Raw genomic sequence first — 16,798 nt, forward strand, 5'->3', positions numbered from 1 at the left:
AGCGCCAAAAGTAGTTGCCGGAACGCTGGCTGCGAGGATAGGACGACGCGATGCCTGTACATATAAAAATAAAGAAGAGTTTTGGAGAGGTGTCCGAGTCAGGCTTAAGGAGCACGGTTGGAAACCGTGTAAGCGGTTAACGCCGCTTCGAGGGTTCGAATCCCTTCTTCTCCATTCTTTCGGACGCTTAGCTCAGCTGGGAGAGCACCTGCCTTACAAGCAGGGGGTCACAGGTTCGATCCCTGTAGCGTCCATTTCTCATCTCTTTTTTATTTTTACAGCATGGACAAGAGTGTCTTGTAGGGTGCGAGTCCCTAGCATGTTGTTCAGTTTCTGACTGATTATTATACTAACTTAGGGATATAGTTTAATGGTAGAATAGCGGTCTCCAAAACCGTTGATGGGGGTTCGATTCCCTCTATCCCTGCCATGGCGGTAGTGGTGAAGTGGTTAACACACTGGTTTGTGGATCCAGCATGCGAGGGTTCGATCCCCTTCTATCGCCCTAATAAAGTATTTATACTTTATATTGCCCTTGTGGCGGAATTGGCAGACGCGCTGGACTCAAAATCCAGTGGTGGCAACACCGTGTGGGTTCGACTCCCACCGAGGGCATCAACGAAAAGCAACTCAGCAATGAGTTGCTTTTTTCGTGTAAAATAAAGAGATAGAGAAGATGTTTTCAAAAGGAGAGAAGCATGAAGAAAAGCCTAATTTGGACTTTGACAATTGCTCTGACGGTAGGAGTTGTTTGTCTAATGTTTGTTCTTGGAAAGAATAGTCGCCGAGAAGACGGTAAGCAAGAAAATCGAACCAGTTCTGCTAAAATCACTTCTTCATCATCGGCCAAGAGCGGTTCGACGGCTGAAGAAGCAAATCGTTTTTGGTCAGAAAAGAAGAATCAAGTCCTTTCCTCATCAATGGCTGTCTGGCAGAAGTCAATGAAGCAGGAGTACGTTGGTACCTATGATGGTAAGGAACCAAATTATTACGGGATTTTACTTCCGGAAGATCTTGAAAGCGGCCGTTTGACGAACCAAATGGTTTTTGAGGGTGAGCAACGAAAGGCTTCTTGGAATCCCACAGAGACTGAGCAAAAGGGGTTAAACGTCGTGGCTGTGGCAGCTGAAAGGTCACAGAGTATGAAAAGTATTCTGTACTTTTTTACTGTTGAAAATAATCAGCCCGTTGTCTATGTTTCCAAGACAAACAATGGCAGCCAACTTTATTTTGAAAAGAGTCAAAATGCCGATTTGCAAAGGGATTTTGCAAAGGCTTTCCATTCTTAAATTGATTTCTTAAGCAGAAATTTTTAGGGCTTTTGACTTTTAAAAATAAAAAAGCCAGGAGGGGAACTCTGGCTTTTTTGTTAGGAAAAAGAAAGGGCGATTCCCTTGATTATCGGCTCTTTTTTAGGTATTCTTGATAATAGTAAACTAGGGAAAATGGCCTGGTTTGGAGGAAGAATTTGAATCCAGAAAGTTTTAAAAATCAACTGGCCGAAGCTGGACTATCCCTGTCTGATAAACAGTTAAACCAATTCGAAACTTATTTTAATGAATTAGTTTTGGCCAACCAATCCTTTAATTTGACGGCCATTACGGAAAAAGAAGAAGTTTATTTAAAGCACTTTTTTGATTCATTGACTTTGGCACTGAAGGTCCCAAACTTAAGAGAGGGGAAGGCCAGCTTGATTGACGTTGGCTCTGGAGCTGGTTTTCCTGCCTTGCCACTGAAAATCGCGCTACCAAACCTCCAAGTCACCATGGTTGATTCTTTAAACAAGCGGGTGAATTTCCTAAAGGAAATGGTAACAAAGCTTGGTTTAGATGGTGTGACCGTTTTGCACGGCCGTGCCGAAGGCCTTGGTCAGGACCAAAAGATGCGTGAGTCCTTTGACTATGCAACGGCTCGTGCTGTTGCCCGCACTCAAGTCTTAGCCGAATATACACTGCCCTTTGTTAAAATTGGGGGCCAATTCCTGGTAATGAAGGGATCGGCCGGTCAAGACGAGATGAAGGCTGGTCAAAAGGCGCTTTTGACTTTGGGTGGTCAAATGGTTTCAGAAGACAGCTTCACCTTACCAAATGGCGATCCACGGGTCATCCAAGTTGTTGACAAGGTACAAAAGACGCCCAAAAAGTATCCAAGACAAGCTGGAACTCCCACGAAAAAACCCCTGTAAAACGATGTAAAGGAGCCGAACGATGGCAAAAATCATTGCATTGGCCAACCAAAAAGGTGGTGTCGGAAAGACAACCACCAGTATTAACCTTTCTTCTGCCTTGGCAAAGGCGGGTAAGAAGGTTCTTTTAGTGGACGCCGATCCGCAGGGGAACGCCTCGTCAGGTGTGGGAGTTGACAAGTCCACGCTTGAGCATGACATCTATGATGTGTTGGTACAGGACTTTCCAGTACAAAAGGCCATCATGCCCTCTTCAACGGAAGGCCTAGACATTCTACCAACCACCATTCAGCTTTCCGAGGCCGAAGTCCAGTTGGTGGACATGCCCGAGCGTGAGTACCGCCTGTCGCAGGCTTTGACGAAGGTGCAAGGAAAATACGATTATGTCATTATCGATAATCCACCTTCGCTTGGTCTGTTAACGATTAATTCCTTTACAGCGGCCGATGCCGTGTTGATTCCCGTGCAGACGGAATTTTACGCGCTCGAAGGGTTGGGCCAGTTGATTAACACAATCGAACTGGTTCGCCAGGGCTTAAACCCTGAATTGGAGATGGCCGGCATTCTCTTGACCATGTACGACAGTCGGACGAACTTAGCAAAGCAAGTTTCCGAACAGGTCCGGGGCTACTTTGAGGACCGGGTTTACCAAACGGTGATTCCGCGTTCGGTTCGACTTTCAGAGGCACCATCTTACGGACAGGCCATTATTGACTTTGATCCCAAGTCAACGGGTGCCCGTCTCTATACGGAATTTGCAAAGGAGGTCATCGAACAATATGGCTAAGCAAAAAAGTGGCTTAGGAAAGAACATGGATTCGCTTTTTGGATCCAACGGCATTTCCAAGCAAGCCCTCGAACATTCGAAAACGATTACCCGTTCGGCCGACGCCACTGAAAAAGTCGTTGACCTTCCCTTGGCTAAGATCGTGGCTAACCCCTTCCAACCACGCTTGCACTTTGACGAAGCATCAATTAAGGAACTAGCCCAATCAATTAAGGAAAACGGCCTCTTGACGCCAATCATCGTTCGAAAGGCCGGGGCGAACTACCAAATCATCGCTGGGGAACGTCGTTTCCGGGCCACCAAGACTCTGGGCGTTAAGACCATCACGGCCATTGTTCGTGAAACTAACGATGAGACCATGGCCACCCTTGCCTTGATTGAAAACTTGCAGCGCGACAACCTGGACCCGATTGAAGAGGCCCGGGCCTATGCAAACTTGATGGGCCAACTGGACTTAACGCAGTCCAAGTTAGCCGACCGGGTCGGTAAGGAACGAACGACGGTGGCAAACGCCCTGCGTTTGTTGAAGCTGCCTGACAAAGTCCAGGAATTGGTCCAAGCAGGCCAACTGTCTATGGGACAGGCCCGTGCCTTGCTGGGCCTTGAAAAGGAGGCACAGTTAAACAGCGTCCTTTCAACTATCTTGAAGGAAGGTTTGAACGTTCGTCAGGTTGAAGCCCTCGTCAAGAAGGTTAACCAGGGCGATCAGCCGAAGAAGTCAGTTAAAGAGCCATCGCCATTTGCCGATGACTTGGCCCTCCGCCTGGAAGAAAAGTTTGGCACAAAGGTCAAAGTTAACGCCGGTAAAAAGGGTTCTGGAAAGATTGAAATTAATTACGTGTCCGCGCGTGACTTGGAACGCATCATGGAAATTCTTGCCATCGAGGTTGACTAATGGTTTTGAAAAAAGAGTATGGATTGGGCGACCTTGTCGAGATGAAAAAGCCCCACGCCTGTGGGACCAACGCCTGGATCATCAACCGCATGGGGGCCGATATTAAGCTGACTTGTTCAGCTTGTCAACGAACCATCATGTTGACCCGCTTTAACTTCGATAAGCGTCTGAAAAAGGTCTTAGAAAAGGCCGACGAAAGAAAAGACTAGTCAAAAGAGGAGACACTCACATGGCTTTAACAGCTGGTATCGTTGGTTTGCCAAACGTTGGTAAATCAACACTATTTAACGCAATTACGAAGGCCGGGGCGGAAATGGCCAACTACCCATTCGCCACGATTGAACCAAACGTTGGGATTGTGGAAGTGCCAGACGACCGCTTGGCCCGCATTCAAGAATTAATTCCGGCTGACAAAGTCGTCCCAACGACTTTTGAATTCACCGACATTGCTGGAATCGTTAAGGGCGCTTCCAAGGGGGAAGGACTGGGGAACAAGTTCCTGGAAAACATCCGTCAGGTAAACGCCATTGTTCAGGTTGTCCGGGCCTTTGACGACGATGAAATCATTCACGTTAACGGAAAGGTTGACCCCCTGGATGATATCGAGACAATCAACACGGAGTTGATTTTGGCCGATTTGGAGTCGGTTGAAAAGCGCTATGCCAAAGTCGCCCGCCAAGCCAAGGGAAACGACAAGGCTGCCAAGGCTGAAGCCGCTGTTTTGGAAAAGATTCAGCCGGTTTTGGAAGCTGGTAAGGCCGTCCGCTCCATTGACTTTTCTGACGAAGAAAAGGCAGTCGTGAAGGGCTTGTTCTTGCTGACGTCAAAGCCAACGCTTTACGTTGCAAACATTGCCGAAGACGACATGGCTGATCCGGAAAACTCGCCCTACTTCAAGCAAATCAAGGAATATGCTGATAGCGAAAAGGCCGAAGTCATCGCCCTTTCAGCCAATGCCGAAGAGGAAATCGCGCAGTTGGACGATGATGAAAAAGCGGATTACTTGGAATTGGCCGGTGTTTCCGAACCTGGCTTGAATAAGTTGATTCGTTCCGCCTACCACCTCTTGGACTTGCGGACTTTCTTTACCGCTGGTGAAAAGGAAACCCGGGCCTGGACTTTCAAGGCTGGGGCGAAGGCACCACAGGCAGCCGGTGTGATTCACTCCGACTTTGAACGTGGCTTTATCCGTGCCGAAACCTTTGCCTTCTCCGATTTGGACAAGTATGGTTCCGAAAAGGCCGTGAAGGAAGCGGGGAAGCTTCGTTCAGAAGGTAAGGAATACGTAGTTCAAGATGGCGACATCATTGAATTCCGATTTAACGTCTAAAGATAGAAAAAAGGTGAGACGATGACAGAAGTCGAACACAAATTAACAAAGAAGAACCAGGATTTTCTTTTCCGCTTAAACAAGGGCTTGGCTGACAACGACCAACTTTCCGAAGAGGAAAAAGAGGAACTCTTAGGGGAAGTGGAAGAAAAGCTAGCCGAAGGGCAAAAGCTTGGCCACACGGCCGCCCAACTCTATGGGACGCCAGCCGAAGCGCTGCAAAAGTTCTTGAACCCGGCTCGCTGGGCCAAGGGCTTCCACGATTACTCCTTTGCCTTTCTGGCAGCGGACACGACCCTTGTGTTGATTATGTTCCTGACTGGTTTCTTCACCGTGACAATGGGCTTTTCTGGCTCAAAGTCAGGTTCGGAAGGCATCGGGATTACGTCGACTTTGTTGCTGGCCATTTGGGGTGGAATCATCTACACCAAGGCCATGCAATTTTTGGTGCCTGGCCGAGCTGAAGAAGCAAAGCCAAAGAAAATTCCAAATTGGCTACTGCTAATCATCGTTGCTTTGCTTTGGATTGGTGGCTTTACTTTGATTCTGTTCTTGCCAAAGGTCATTAACCCAATCTTGCCAGTCGTTGGCAACGCCGTTGTCTTCTTCATCGCCTTTGCCATCTACTTGCTCAACCGTAAGCAGGCTGGCTTGAAGCAGGGTGGTATCTTGGCCATCTCGAAGTTGGCCCAACAGGAACGGCTGAAGCAAGAGGAAGAAAAGCGAGGCTAACATGAAAATTTTAGTTGTTGATGACGATCAAGAGATCGCTGAATTACTAGAAATTTACTTAAAAAACGAAGGCTACGAACCGCTCATTGCAAAGGATGGCAAGGAAGCCTTGTCAAAGTTCAACACCAATCCTGACATTGCCTTGATGGTTCTAGACATCATGATGCCAAACATGACTGGTTTCGATGTTTTGAAGGAAGTCCGTAAGGATACCCACATTCCAATCTTGATGCTCTCGGCCAAGTCTTCTGACATGGATAAGATCCAGGGCTTGATCTCTGGTGCCGATGATTATGTAACCAAGCCATTCAACCCCTTGGAAGTCATGGCCCGGATTCGTTCGTTGATTCGTCGTTCACAAAACGCGGTTCAGGAACAAAAGCCAGACGTCTTGACAGTGGCCTCCCTTGTGATTAACAAGGATTCCCACGACGTGAAGACGGCCAATGGCGAACTGGTGAATTTGACGGCTCTGGAATTTGGTATCCTCTACCTCTTGGCTTCACACCCCAACCGGGTCTTTTCTGCTGACGATATTTTTGAACGTGTTTGGCAGCAAGAATCCGTGGTATCAGCCAAAACGGTTATGGTCCACGTGTCTCACCTTCGTGACAAGTTGGAAGAAGCGACCGGTGGCGACCAAGTCATTCAGACCGTCTGGGGCGTTGGCTACAAAATTGAAGTGAATTAACATGGTCAAAAAAGCAACAATTCTCATGCAGGCCCTTTTGAAATTAATGATTGCGGCCGGCTTTATCCTGGCAGCGGCTTGGGTGCTTTTCTTTGACCTCTTAAAAGCAAGGCCCAGCTGGTCATCTTGGACTGGCTGGCCTGCTTTTTGCCTTTTTGTTGGCCTCTTCTTCTGCCTCTCTTTGGTCCTTGTCTTGAACCAGGCCAGGCAGAAGGTGCGCCTGTCAAAGTTGCAAGCAAAATTGCGTCAAACCCTGCTTGAAAAAAATCAGCAGTTCGAGCTACCAAAGGCTAAAAAGGCGGCCGATCGCGATTTAGAAGCCCTCTTTGAGCTGACGCTAGCCCGTTTTGAAGAAGAACACCAGGAGCAGTTAAAGGAAGCGGCCTCCAAAGAGGAAATGATGACCAACATTTCCCACGATTTGCGAACCCCTTTGACGGCCATTATTGGCTACTTGGGCTTGGTGGTGACGGCCAACACGGCTTTAGCAAAGGAAGACCAGCAGAAGTATTTGGAAACGGCCTACCATAAGGCCAACCAGATGAAGATGCTGGTCGAAGACCTCTTTGAGTTCGCCAAGCTGCAGTCCTCACAGATTTCGTTGAACATCAACGACTTTTCACTGGGTGACCTCTTTGACCAAGTCTTAGCAAACTACGCCGTTGAAGCGGAAAAGAAGGGGATTCGCCTCACGACACAGCTCGCTCCAGAACTGATTGTGATGGCTGGCGATTCCGAAAAGCTGGCCCGGGTCTTGATCAACTTAGTTGAAAACGCCCTTAAGTACGGTCAGGGCGCTTCCTTTATTAAGCTAACCGGTCAGGCCAAAGAGAATGGGCAGGTTGAAATTCGGGTGGTCAACGATGGACCAGCCATTCCAGAGGATTCCTTGAACCGGCTCTTTAACCGTTTTTACCGGGTCGAATCCTCAAGAAACACCAAGACCGGTGGTACCGGCCTTGGCCTGTCCATTGTCAAAGGCGTCGTCGACAAGCACCATGGTCAGGTACGAGCGGAATCGAGTGACGAACTAACGGCCTTCATCATTAACCTGCCTCAGAAACAAGAAAAAGAAGAACAGTCACATGTTTAAGAAGAAAAAAACAGCGCAGTTCCAACCGGTCAATGGTCGGAACCATAAGAAAGCCCACTTGATTTGGGCCAGCATTGCCCTGGTTATTGCCGTTTTGGCAGCCCTGACCATGGTCTTTTGGCCAAACGTTCATAAGACGGTCGTGCAGACCACGGCTAAGACTGAAGAACCGGTCAAGCTGTCTGTTGATGCCAAGTCGGCTCTGGTGGTTGATTTGACAACCGGTCAGGTTCTTGGTGAAAAGAACGCGGACAAGCAGGTGGCGATTGCCTCGCAATCAAAGATGCTAGTTGCCTACGGCATTTTAAAGGCCATTGATGAAAAGAAGATGAATTGGTCGGATAAAGTTACCATTCCATCTTCCGCTGATCTATCCAGTCAAAACAACTCGCTCTACTCCCACCTTTCCATTAAGGCGGGGGATAAGGTTTCGGTACGAGACCTTTACTGGGCCATGTTTACCAATTCCGCTAACGACGCGGCCTTTGCCTTGGTTACTTACTTGTCTGGTGACCAGTCAAAGGATCAAGCAACCCTGCAGTCGCTTGCCAAGGAACTGAAGTTAACGGGGTCTGAATGGTACAACGGAGCTGGACAGAAAAACGGGGACGCCTTTGATAACGAGATTTCGTCGGCCTCCTCTTCTGCTTATAACCATGCTTCGGCCCGTCAAGTGGCGCAAATCGCCATGAAGATTGTGCAAATGGACCCTAGCCTGTTGACGCTGACCAATTCGGCCAACTTGACTTATACCAAGAACAAGGCCAAAGTCAGCCAGGCGTCCGACTTTGGTGCTTCCTTTGCTAGCATGCAAGCCGGTTTGGATAATCCAAACAACCTCCAGTTGCTGGGCTTGAAGACCGGGTCAACCCCCGAATCCGGGGCCTCCTACACGGGAATTGTGAAGGATAAGGACGGCCACCTCTTCTTGACAGTAATTAACGGTGCGGCCGATTACACCGATAAAGTCGAGCGTTTCCAAAAGACCATCGATATGGTTGGCGATGTCTTAGACGGCATGAACGCCCACGATTACAAGGCCGGCTCGACTTTGTCAGGAGTTTCGACCTTGGCAATCAAGAACGAGAAAGTCCGTGCCAAGGTGCAGGTTGCGCAAACAACGACCTTCTGGACCAGGTCTAAGAAGGGCTTGAAGCTGATGGAAGCACCAACTTTGTCCAAGAAGCCAAACGGTAGTGAAACCAGCACGCTGGCGCACATCGCTGTCAACTTTAAGGCCAAGTACTTGCCAGGAACGTCCGAAGAACAGAAGGAAATTCCGCTGGAATTAGCTGGCCAACCAACTGATAATGAATAAAATGAAGGGATTTGTTTATTAAATTTAAACAAGTCCTTTCTTTTTTTACAAATGCTATAATGAGGATGAAGAGAAACGATTACAAGTGCGAAAGGAGCCCGCGATGACCGCCATTCAATTCGATACCTTCGGCCTTGCCCCCTTTATAAAAGAGCATGAATACGAGGAATTAAAGCCCCAACTGGCCCTTGCCCAAAAGCTGCTCTTTGAAAAGAAAGGGGCGGGGGCTGCCTACACCGATTGGCTGAACTGGGCCTCCAATTTTGACCCGGCCGAAGAAGCAAAGATTTTGCAATTAGCCAAAAAGGTTCAAAGCGAATCAAAAGTCCTGGTAGTGATTGGCATCGGTGGTTCCTATCTTGGTGGTAAGATGGCCCTCGAATTTATGCGCTCGCCTTGGTACAACGACTTGGCAGAAGAAGATCAAACCAAGGTCTACTTTGCTGGGAACCAGATGTCTTCGATGGCCTTGACGCAGTTACTGCGGGTGATTGGGGATGCCGACTTTTCGGTAAACGTGATTTCCAAGTCGGGGCAGACAACCGAGGCTGCCTTGGCCTTCCGCTTCTTTAAAGAAGAACTGGTTAAGCGTTACGGGCAGGCCGGTGCCGCCAAACGCATCATCGCTACGACGGATGCTAAGCAGGGGACTTTACGGGCGGAAACGGAGGCAGCCGGTTATGACAACTTAGTGGTGCCAAACGACATTGGTGGCCGCTTCTCCGTCTTAACCGCCGTTGGCTTGCTGCCCTTGGCCGTGGCCGGCATCGATATCAAGGCGCTTTTGGCAGGGGCTGCCGCTGCTGAAACCCTCTATTCTGAAAAGAAATTGGAAGAAAATCCCGCTCTGCAATACGCCGCGAGTCGGCGCATCCTCTATGACAAGGGTTATACCACGGAAATTTTGGCCAACTGGGAGCCGTCACTGCAGTATTTTGCCGAATGGTGGAAGCAGCTGATGGGGGAATCGGAAGGCAAGAATCAAAAGGGAATCTACCCAACTTCTGCTAACTACTCGACTGACTTGCACTCCTTTGGTCAGTACATTCAAGAAGGCCGTCGGGACCTCTTTGAGACCGTTGTCCGCTTGGATCAAGTGGCAGAGGATTTGGCCATTCCAAAGCTTGAAGGCAATGAGGATGGCTTAGCCTACTTGGAGGGGAAGACTTTAAACGAGGTCAACCAAACGGCAGCCGATGGTGTGGCACTGGCCCATATCGACGGGGGTGTCCCCAACATGGCGGTTCGCCTGGCCAAGCAAGACGAATACAGCTTGGGTGAGTTGATTTACTTCTTTGAAATGAGCGTGGCCATTTCCGGCTATCTCTTCGCCATCAACCCCTTTAATCAACCAGGTGTCGAAGCCTACAAGACGGCCATGTTTGCCCTCTTGGGTAAGCCGGGCTACGAAGATGAAACGAAGCGTTACCAAGACCGGTTGAACCGATCATAATCAGCTAAATTGACAGTAAAGAAAAAGGCAGACCAAGCGGTCTGCCTTTTTTGATGCTAGCTAATTGTTGTTTGGTCCATCAAAGAACTGCTGCATGGCTTCGACGGTCTTATCGGAACCGATAAAGTAAATAGTATCACCAGGTAAGATGTTGGCGTATGGCCCGGGCGATAGAATCAAATCGTCATCGTGAAGGATGGCGACAATCGTTGCCCCAGTGTTTTGCCAAACGTTTAACGAACCAATCGATTGGTTGAGCTTATCGGAAGTGCTACTTGGCACGAATTCAAAGGGGGACATGGGGTTTTGTGAACGAACCCGCTGGGTTTGGTCAAGCAGAAGGGAAAAGGCCTGGTCTAAGTTAAGAAGGCCTTCTTTTTGCTGGGCAATCAATTCCTTGATTTCACTGTGCGTTTCCTGGAGGTTTCTAGACTCCTTGGCCTGGGCTAAGAAGTCACGAGCCCGTTCCCTGGAAAGGACCTCAACGCCGGAACCGTGGACGGGCTTGACGATGTCCAAATCGGCTAAAACCGAGATGGCTTTGCGGGCTGTTTCAGCCGAAACGCCAAAGGTCGCGGCCAAGGTTGACCGTGCGTGAAGTTTTTGGCCAACTTCAAATTTTTTGGTAACGATTGCTTCTGCAATATCCTGTGCAATCTTGTGGTAGCGGGGTTCTTTGATTTTAGGCATCTTGTGAAATCCTTTAACAAAGTAATGAACGTTTTAATCTTCATTTGACAAAAGTGCCCATTCCTGTAATATAGTAGGTGGTCACTATTGCCCATCTGACTTTTTATACAGGTGGTCACTTGTTAGTTTATTTTAAATTAATAAGATAGTCAACTTATAGGAGGATTTATGCCAAAAGTGCAAATCAAGCACTTAACCAAAATCTTTGGTAAGAAGCAGAAGGCTGCTTTGAAGATGGTTAAGGAAAATAAGTCTAAGAACGAAATCTTTGAAAAGACTGGTTCGACGGTTGGTGTTTACGACATTAACCTCGAAGTGAACGAAGGGGAAATCTTCGTCATCATGGGTCTTTCTGGTTCCGGTAAGTCAACGTTGATTCGTTTGCTAAACCGGTTGATCGAACCAACCTCTGGTCAGATCATCTTAGATGGAAAAGACATCACCCACTATAACAAGAAGGAAATGTTGGACATTCGTCGCAAGAAGATGTCCATGGTCTTTCAGAACTTCGCCCTCTTCCCACACCGGACAATTCTTGAAAACACGGAATACGGTTTGGAAATCCAGGGTGTTCCAGCAGCAGAACGTAAGGAACGGGCTGAAAAGGCTTTGAAAAACTCAAAGTTGATTTCCTTTAAGGATCAGTACCCCTCACAGTTGTCTGGTGGGATGCAGCAGCGTGTCGGACTTTCCCGTGCGTTGACGAACGATCCGGACATTTTGCTGATGGACGAAGCCTTCTCGGCTTTGGATCCCTTGGTTCGTCACGAAATGCAAGACGAACTCTTGGATTTGCAGCAAAACGTGAAGAAGACAATTATCTTTATCACCCACGATTTGAACGAAGCCCTTCGTTTGGGTGACCGCATTGCCATCATGAAGGATGGTCAGTTGCAGCAAATCGGTACCGGTGAAGAAATCCTGACGAACCCGGCTAATGATTACGTTGAAAACTTCGTGGAAGACGTTGACCGTTCAAAGGTTTTGAATGCCGAATCAATCATGTTCCCAGGCCTGACGGTCAACATTGACTCTGACGGACCTAACGTGGCCTTGCACCGCATGCAGGAAGAAGAAGTTTCCGGTTTGGTTGCTGTCGATGGTCAGCGTAAGTTTGCCGGTTACATTACCTCAGACGCCGCCGTGAAGGCCCGTCGTGAAAAGCTCAACCTCCGCGATGTCATGTCTGACATGCCAACGGTTAAGCCGGATACGCTGGTGGCTGACATCATGACCATCATTTACGACGCCCACACGCCAGTGGCCGTTGTTGACGATGATAACAAGCTCCGTGGAATCATTATCCGTGGTGCCGTGATCGAAGCCTTAGCACAAACGGAAGGAGACGGACAAGAGAATGCCTAGTTTATTTTCCATTGCTAAAATGCCATTGGCCCAATGGGTCTCTGATGGCGTGAACTGGATGACAAAGAACTGGTCTGGTTTCTTTGATGCCATTCAAGGGGCTGGCCAAGCCTTTATGGATGCCATGACCAACTTCTTGTCAGCCGTTCCACAACCCATTTTCATCATCACCTTGGCGCTTTTGGCCTGGTTCACAACGCCAAAGAAGTACGGCTTGCCAACCTTGGTAGTGCTTGGTTTGGCCTTGATTGCCAACCAGGGCCTCTGGTCGGATTTGATGCAAACGATTACCTTGGTCTTGACCTCTTCAATCGTTGCTCTTGTCATCGGAATTCCTTTGGGAATCTGGACGTCAAAGTCGGAAAAGGCCTATGCCGTTATCAAGCCAATCCTTGATTTCATGCAGACCATGCCCGCCTTCGTTTACCTGATTCCAGCCGTTGCCTTCTTTGGTATCGGAATGGTGCCAGGAACCTTTTCTTCGGTTATCTTTGCTTTGCCACCGGTAGTGAATTTCACATACCTTGGTTTGAAGCAGGTCCCCGAATCATTGTTTGAAGCAGCTGATTCCTTCGGATCAACGACTTGGCAAAAGCTTTTCAAGTTGGAATTGCCTTCCGCTAAGCCTTCCATCATTGCCGGTTCAAAGCAGACGATTATGTTGGCTTTGTCCATGGTCGTGACGGCTTCCATGATTGGTGCACCAGGCCTTGGTCGTGGTGTGCTGTCAGCTGTGCAACACGCCGACGTTGGAGCTGGCTTTGTTAACGGAATCTCTCTGGTTATCCTGGCCATCATCATTGATCGTTTCGTTCAAAAGATGAACACTAACCCAGTGACAACACCAAAGTTGCCAAAGTGGCGCAAGCTGGCCGCTTGGGCAATGGTCGCCATCTTTGTTATCTCCGGTGCCGTTGGGGCTTTCACAGCCGCACAACAATCCGGTAAGAAGGTCAACCTGGGTTACGTTGAATGGGATTCCGAAGTTGCTTCAACAAACGTTTTGGCTGAGGCCATGCGTCAGCACGGTTACGACGTAACGACGACGCCTTTGGACAACGCGGTTAACTGGCAATCCGTTGCCAACAAGCAAATCGATGGAACGGTTTCCGCTTGGTTGCCAACGACCCACAAGGCCATGTTGCAAAAGTATAAGGACCAGGTTGATGTTCTTGGGACCAACTTGTCAGGCGTGCGTTTGGGACTCGTTGTTCCGGACTATATGGACGTGAACTCGATTTCTGATTTGACTAACCAGGCCAATAAGGAAATCGTTGGTATCGAAGCCGGAGCCGGTGTGATGAACGCTGCGCAAAAGACCATTGATAGCTACTCAAACTTGAGTGGTTGGAAGTTGACGGCTTCATCATCGGGTGCCATGACGGCTGCCCTTGATAAGGCTTATAAGGACAAGCAACCAATCGTTGTAACGGGTTGGACGCCACACTGGATGTTCAATAAGTACCACTTGAAGTTCCTGCAAGACCCTAAGAAGACAATGGGTGGTGAAGAATCCATTAAGACGGTGGTTCGTAAGAACCTGAAGTCAACCAACCCTGACGTCTACAAGGTAATGAAGAACTTCCACTGGACGCAAGATGACATGCAGTCCGTGATGCTTGAAATCCAAAACGGTAAGTCACCTAAGCAGGCTGCCGATGACTGGATCAAGGCACACAAGAGACAGGTTAACGCTTGGTTTAAGTAATTCATTAAAGTATTAAAAAAGGACCAATCCGTAAGGATTGGCCCTTTTCTTTTGCTGTTAAAGTCGCTTAGGACTTTTTCTGCTTCCACTTCTTTGGCAAGATGGAAGCTAGCAATTGCTTGGTAATGTTTTCTTCGGAGTAAGACAGGACGTTCTTCTTATACAGGCGTAGTCCGAAGTGGAGTAAGAAGACCAGCCCGACTACTGCAAGAAGGAGGGAGAGGCTTGCCTGCCACCAGTTGGCATAGTGATTGGCCACTTGGCTTGGCATGATGGACTGGCCCATCAGGGGAATGTAGGAGAGGACTTTGACAAAGGTGTTGTTACCGGAGGACGCTGAGCTTGAGATGGCGACCACGTAGGGAATCAAAGCCAACATGGAAACCGGTGTCATGGCCTGTGAAATCTGGCTCTGGTCGTTGACCAAAGAAGCTGCGATGGCGGCAATGACCAAGTAGGAGGCCGTGGCAATTACAATCAAGCAGAGGGTGAAGAACCAGAAGCCGGGTGTCAAAGCAGACAGGTAAGGGGCGATGCCCTTGGCCCAGGAAGCGTTCATTGAAAAGACAACGGCGGTTGTTCCAGCAACGGCGTAAATACCAATTTGCGTGAGAAGAAGGCCGGCGACACCGATAATCTTACCGTAGTACTGGGCCTTCGCTGACGAAGCGGCCAGGAGCGTTTCCATGATCCGCGAGGACTTTTCATTGGCAATTTCGTTTCCGATGATGGAAGCGTAGATGGAAACAATGACAAAGACCAGAATACCGATGGCCATGGTCAGCATTTGCTTGACGGTGTCAGCGGCTTCGGAGTTCTTGCTCTGGTTCTTGTCTTGAACCTTTGCGGTCAGTTTGAAGGGGGCCGTCAAATCGACCAACTGTTCTTTACTGAGCTGGTACTTAGCGGCCTTTTCGGACAATGACAAAGTCGACAGGAAAGTCTTTAATTTCGAGGTATCAACGTCTTCGGACTTTGGCTGGGTCAGTAGGGTTCCCTGATCATCTTTGATGATCAAGACCGCGTCGATGTCCTCTTTTTCAAGGGCCTTCTTCGCCTTTTCCTCATTGTCTTCGTTGTTCACCTTTAGCTTCAGTTCCTTTTGATCGCTCTTAATGGCCTGACGCATTTGTGTGGGGGCAATCACGGCGATTTCGGCGCTCTTGTCTGACGAGAAGAAGGAAACGGCAAAGCCGACGACAGCCCCAACCAGAACCGGTGCAAAGGGGGCGAGCAAAAGCCACCAGAAGGACTTTTTCTTAATTCGGCTCAGGTAGGTGTGTTTGGCGACGAGTTGGATTTGCTTATTCATGGGTCATGACCTCCGTCTTGAAAATTTCGGCCAGAGTTGGTGGCTGTTGGGAGAAGGCGGGGATGTAGCCGTTTTTTGTCACCTGATCGAAGATGGTGTGACCGGCTGCTTCATCTTTTAGGTAGAGCAGGTAGCCAACCCCTTGCTTTTGCACGCGTTCGACCCCATTCATGGCGGAGTAATCAGCTTCGGTCAAGTCGGGTGCCTCCACGTACAGCCGGGTTCGCCCGAAGGATTCGCGAATCGCTTGGACATTACCCTGGAGAACCGTTCGGCCCTGTTTGAGCATGACCAAGTGGTCGGAAATTTCCGTCACGTTATCCATGTTGTGGGAGGAGAAGATAATCATGGCGCCCTGCTTTTTCAGTTCCTTGATGGTGTCCATGAAGATGCCGGCGTTGACCGGATCTAAACCAGAAAAGGGCTCGTCTAAAATGATAAAGCGGGGCTTAAAGATAAGGGCCAGAATCATTTGGACTTTTTGGGCGTTTCCCTTTGACAAAGTCTGGACCAGGTCGTCGACTTTTCCCACGACCTGGAGTTTGTTCATCCAGTCGGTTAGCGCTTCTTTAGCAGCTTGCTTGTCCATGCCGTGCAGGGCTGCGAGGTAAAGAACTTGTTCTTCAATTGATTCCTTTTGATAGAGACCACGTTCTTCTGGCAAAAAACCAATTTGCCGCCGTTCTTCGTCTGAGATCGGCTGACCGTCCCAAGTAATGCTGCCAGAATCGGCCTCAATAAAGTCTAAAATCATGCGGAAAGTCGTGGTCTTTCCAGCACCGTTTTGGCCAATCAAGCCAAGAACTTCGCCCGGCTTAATCGTAAAGGACAAATCGGCGACTGCCTGATGGTCGCCGAAGGACTTGTTCAGGTGCGAAACGTTAATCATCGTGCTGCTCCTTTAATTGGATTCGGTGCGACTGGTTGTGGCACCCTATACAGCCCCATTATACGGGAAAAGGGGGCTTATTTTGGATTCCGTTTCTGAATCTTACCTTTTCTTAGAAAAGTTGATAGCTAAAGCGGGAGTCGAACCGTAGCCAGAAATAAAATAACTGGCTAAAAGCGCCTTCCCATCTTGACCGACTATGGAGAATTTAGTAAACTAGTGTAGTGCTAATTTGATGGCCCTATGGTCAAGTGGTTAAGACGTCGGCTTCTCAGGCCGAAATCGAGGGTTCGACTCCCTCTGGGGCTATGACTTGAAAGCAGTGATCGGAAGATTGCTGCTTTTTTTGT

At 48.7% G+C, this 16,798-nt stretch carries 16 protein-coding genes and 6 tRNA genes; 19 read left to right on the forward strand and 3 right to left on the reverse strand.

The genetic code is table 11. The features are described 5' to 3' along the window. Positions 1-83: 83 nt before the first annotated feature. From G6R28_RS00005 to G6R28_RS00080, 16 genes are all read left to right on the forward strand, one after another. A tRNA-Ser gene (locus tag G6R28_RS00005) sits at positions 84-174 on the forward strand. A gap of 7 nt (positions 175-181) precedes the next feature. Further along, positions 182-254, forward strand: a tRNA-Val gene (locus tag G6R28_RS00010). A gap of 102 nt (positions 255-356) precedes the next feature. Next, positions 357-430 (forward strand) — tRNA-Trp (locus G6R28_RS00015). A gap of 2 nt (positions 431-432) precedes the next feature. Continuing rightward, positions 433-505, forward strand: a tRNA-His gene (locus tag G6R28_RS00020). A 26-nt stretch (positions 506-531) separates the two neighbouring features. Continuing rightward, positions 532-615 (forward strand) — tRNA-Leu (locus G6R28_RS00025). An 83-nt stretch (positions 616-698) separates the two neighbouring features. Continuing rightward, positions 699-1,289 carry a DUF4767 domain-containing protein gene (locus G6R28_RS00030; RefSeq protein ID WP_213792204.1) on the forward strand — a complete coding sequence of 197 codons (591 nt, stop codon included), beginning with the start codon at positions 699-701 and terminating at the stop codon, positions 1,287-1,289. Positions 1,290-1,468: 179 nt separating this feature from the next. Then, a complete protein-coding gene (gene rsmG, locus G6R28_RS00035) occupies positions 1,469-2,185 on the forward strand; it encodes a 16S rRNA (guanine(527)-N(7))-methyltransferase RsmG (RefSeq protein ID WP_213792205.1) in 717 nt (238 codons plus the stop codon). A gap of 22 nt (positions 2,186-2,207) precedes the next feature. Then, positions 2,208-2,972 carry a ParA family protein gene (locus G6R28_RS00040; protein ID WP_213792206.1) on the forward strand — a complete coding sequence of 255 codons (765 nt, stop codon included), beginning with the start codon at positions 2,208-2,210 and terminating at the stop codon, positions 2,970-2,972. Then, positions 2,965-3,867: a ParB/RepB/Spo0J family partition protein gene (locus tag G6R28_RS00045; RefSeq protein WP_213792207.1), complete on the forward strand. Its 903-nt coding sequence runs from the start codon at positions 2,965-2,967 to the stop codon at positions 3,865-3,867. The genes G6R28_RS00040 and G6R28_RS00045 overlap by 8 nt, the downstream gene beginning before the upstream one ends. Continuing rightward, complete coding sequence (locus tag G6R28_RS00050; protein ID WP_213792208.1) at positions 3,867-4,076, forward strand: DUF951 domain-containing protein; 210 nt, start codon at positions 3,867-3,869, stop codon at positions 4,074-4,076. Before G6R28_RS00045 ends, G6R28_RS00050 begins: the two co-directional genes overlap by 1 nt. A 20-nt stretch (positions 4,077-4,096) precedes the next feature. Beyond that, complete coding sequence (ychF, locus tag G6R28_RS00055) at positions 4,097-5,197, forward strand: redox-regulated ATPase YchF (RefSeq protein ID WP_213792209.1); 1,101 nt, start codon at positions 4,097-4,099, stop codon at positions 5,195-5,197. A gap of 21 nt (positions 5,198-5,218) precedes the next feature. After that, entirely contained in the window at positions 5,219-5,929 is a 711-nt protein-coding gene (locus G6R28_RS00060; RefSeq protein ID WP_213792210.1) for a DUF1129 family protein, read from the forward strand. A 1-nt stretch (position 5,930) separates the two neighbouring features. Further along, entirely contained in the window at positions 5,931-6,620 is a 690-nt protein-coding gene (locus G6R28_RS00065; RefSeq protein WP_213792211.1) for a response regulator transcription factor, read from the forward strand. A 1-nt stretch (position 6,621) separates the two neighbouring features. Further along, entirely contained in the window at positions 6,622-7,713 is a 1,092-nt protein-coding gene (locus G6R28_RS00070) for a sensor histidine kinase (RefSeq protein WP_238479170.1), read from the forward strand. Beyond that, positions 7,706-9,031 (forward strand): D-alanyl-D-alanine carboxypeptidase family protein, encoded by a 1,326-nt coding sequence (locus tag G6R28_RS00075; protein WP_213792212.1) that lies wholly within the window; start codon positions 7,706-7,708, stop codon positions 9,029-9,031. Before G6R28_RS00070 ends, G6R28_RS00075 begins: the two co-directional genes overlap by 8 nt. A 103-nt stretch (positions 9,032-9,134) precedes the next feature. After that, a complete protein-coding gene (locus G6R28_RS00080; RefSeq protein ID WP_213792213.1) occupies positions 9,135-10,484 on the forward strand; it encodes a glucose-6-phosphate isomerase in 1,350 nt (449 codons plus the stop codon). A gap of 60 nt (positions 10,485-10,544) precedes the next feature. Here the strand turns inward: G6R28_RS00080 and G6R28_RS00085 are convergent, their stop codons facing one another. After that, entirely contained in the window at positions 10,545-11,174 is a 630-nt protein-coding gene (locus G6R28_RS00085) for a GntR family transcriptional regulator (RefSeq protein WP_213792214.1), read from the reverse strand. Positions 11,175-11,342: 168 nt separating this feature from the next. On the opposite strand from G6R28_RS00085, the gene G6R28_RS00090 reads away from it, so the two are divergent. Together G6R28_RS00090 and G6R28_RS00095 are read left to right on the forward strand one after the other, a co-directional pair. Beyond that, the gene (locus G6R28_RS00090; RefSeq protein WP_213792215.1) at positions 11,343-12,539 is read left to right on the forward strand and encodes a quaternary amine ABC transporter ATP-binding protein; all 1,197 of its coding nucleotides are present in this window, start codon (positions 11,343-11,345) and stop codon (positions 12,537-12,539) included. Beyond that, entirely contained in the window at positions 12,532-14,247 is a 1,716-nt protein-coding gene (locus tag G6R28_RS00095) for an ABC transporter permease/substrate binding protein (RefSeq protein WP_213792216.1), read from the forward strand. Before G6R28_RS00090 ends, G6R28_RS00095 begins: the two co-directional genes overlap by 8 nt. 67 nt (positions 14,248-14,314) lie before the next feature. Here G6R28_RS00095 and G6R28_RS00100 read toward each other — a convergent pair whose 3' ends face one another. Both G6R28_RS00100 and G6R28_RS00105 read right to left on the reverse strand, forming a co-directional pair. Further along, positions 14,315-15,559 (reverse strand): ABC transporter permease, encoded by a 1,245-nt coding sequence (locus G6R28_RS00100; protein WP_213792217.1) that lies wholly within the window; start codon positions 15,557-15,559, stop codon positions 14,315-14,317. Next, complete coding sequence (locus G6R28_RS00105) at positions 15,552-16,448, reverse strand: ABC transporter ATP-binding protein (protein WP_213792218.1); 897 nt, start codon at positions 16,446-16,448, stop codon at positions 15,552-15,554. Before G6R28_RS00105 ends, G6R28_RS00100 begins: the two co-directional genes overlap by 8 nt. A 237-nt stretch (positions 16,449-16,685) precedes the next feature. On the opposite strand from G6R28_RS00105, the gene G6R28_RS00110 reads away from it, so the two are divergent. Then, positions 16,686-16,757: transfer RNA gene (locus tag G6R28_RS00110), tRNA-Glu, on the forward strand. Positions 16,758-16,798 lie beyond the last annotated feature (41 nt).

The organism is Fructobacillus papyrifericola, from assembly GCF_018437235.1.
In the GTDB taxonomy this organism is placed as follows: Bacteria; Bacillota; Bacilli; order Lactobacillales; family Lactobacillaceae; genus Fructobacillus; species Fructobacillus papyrifericola.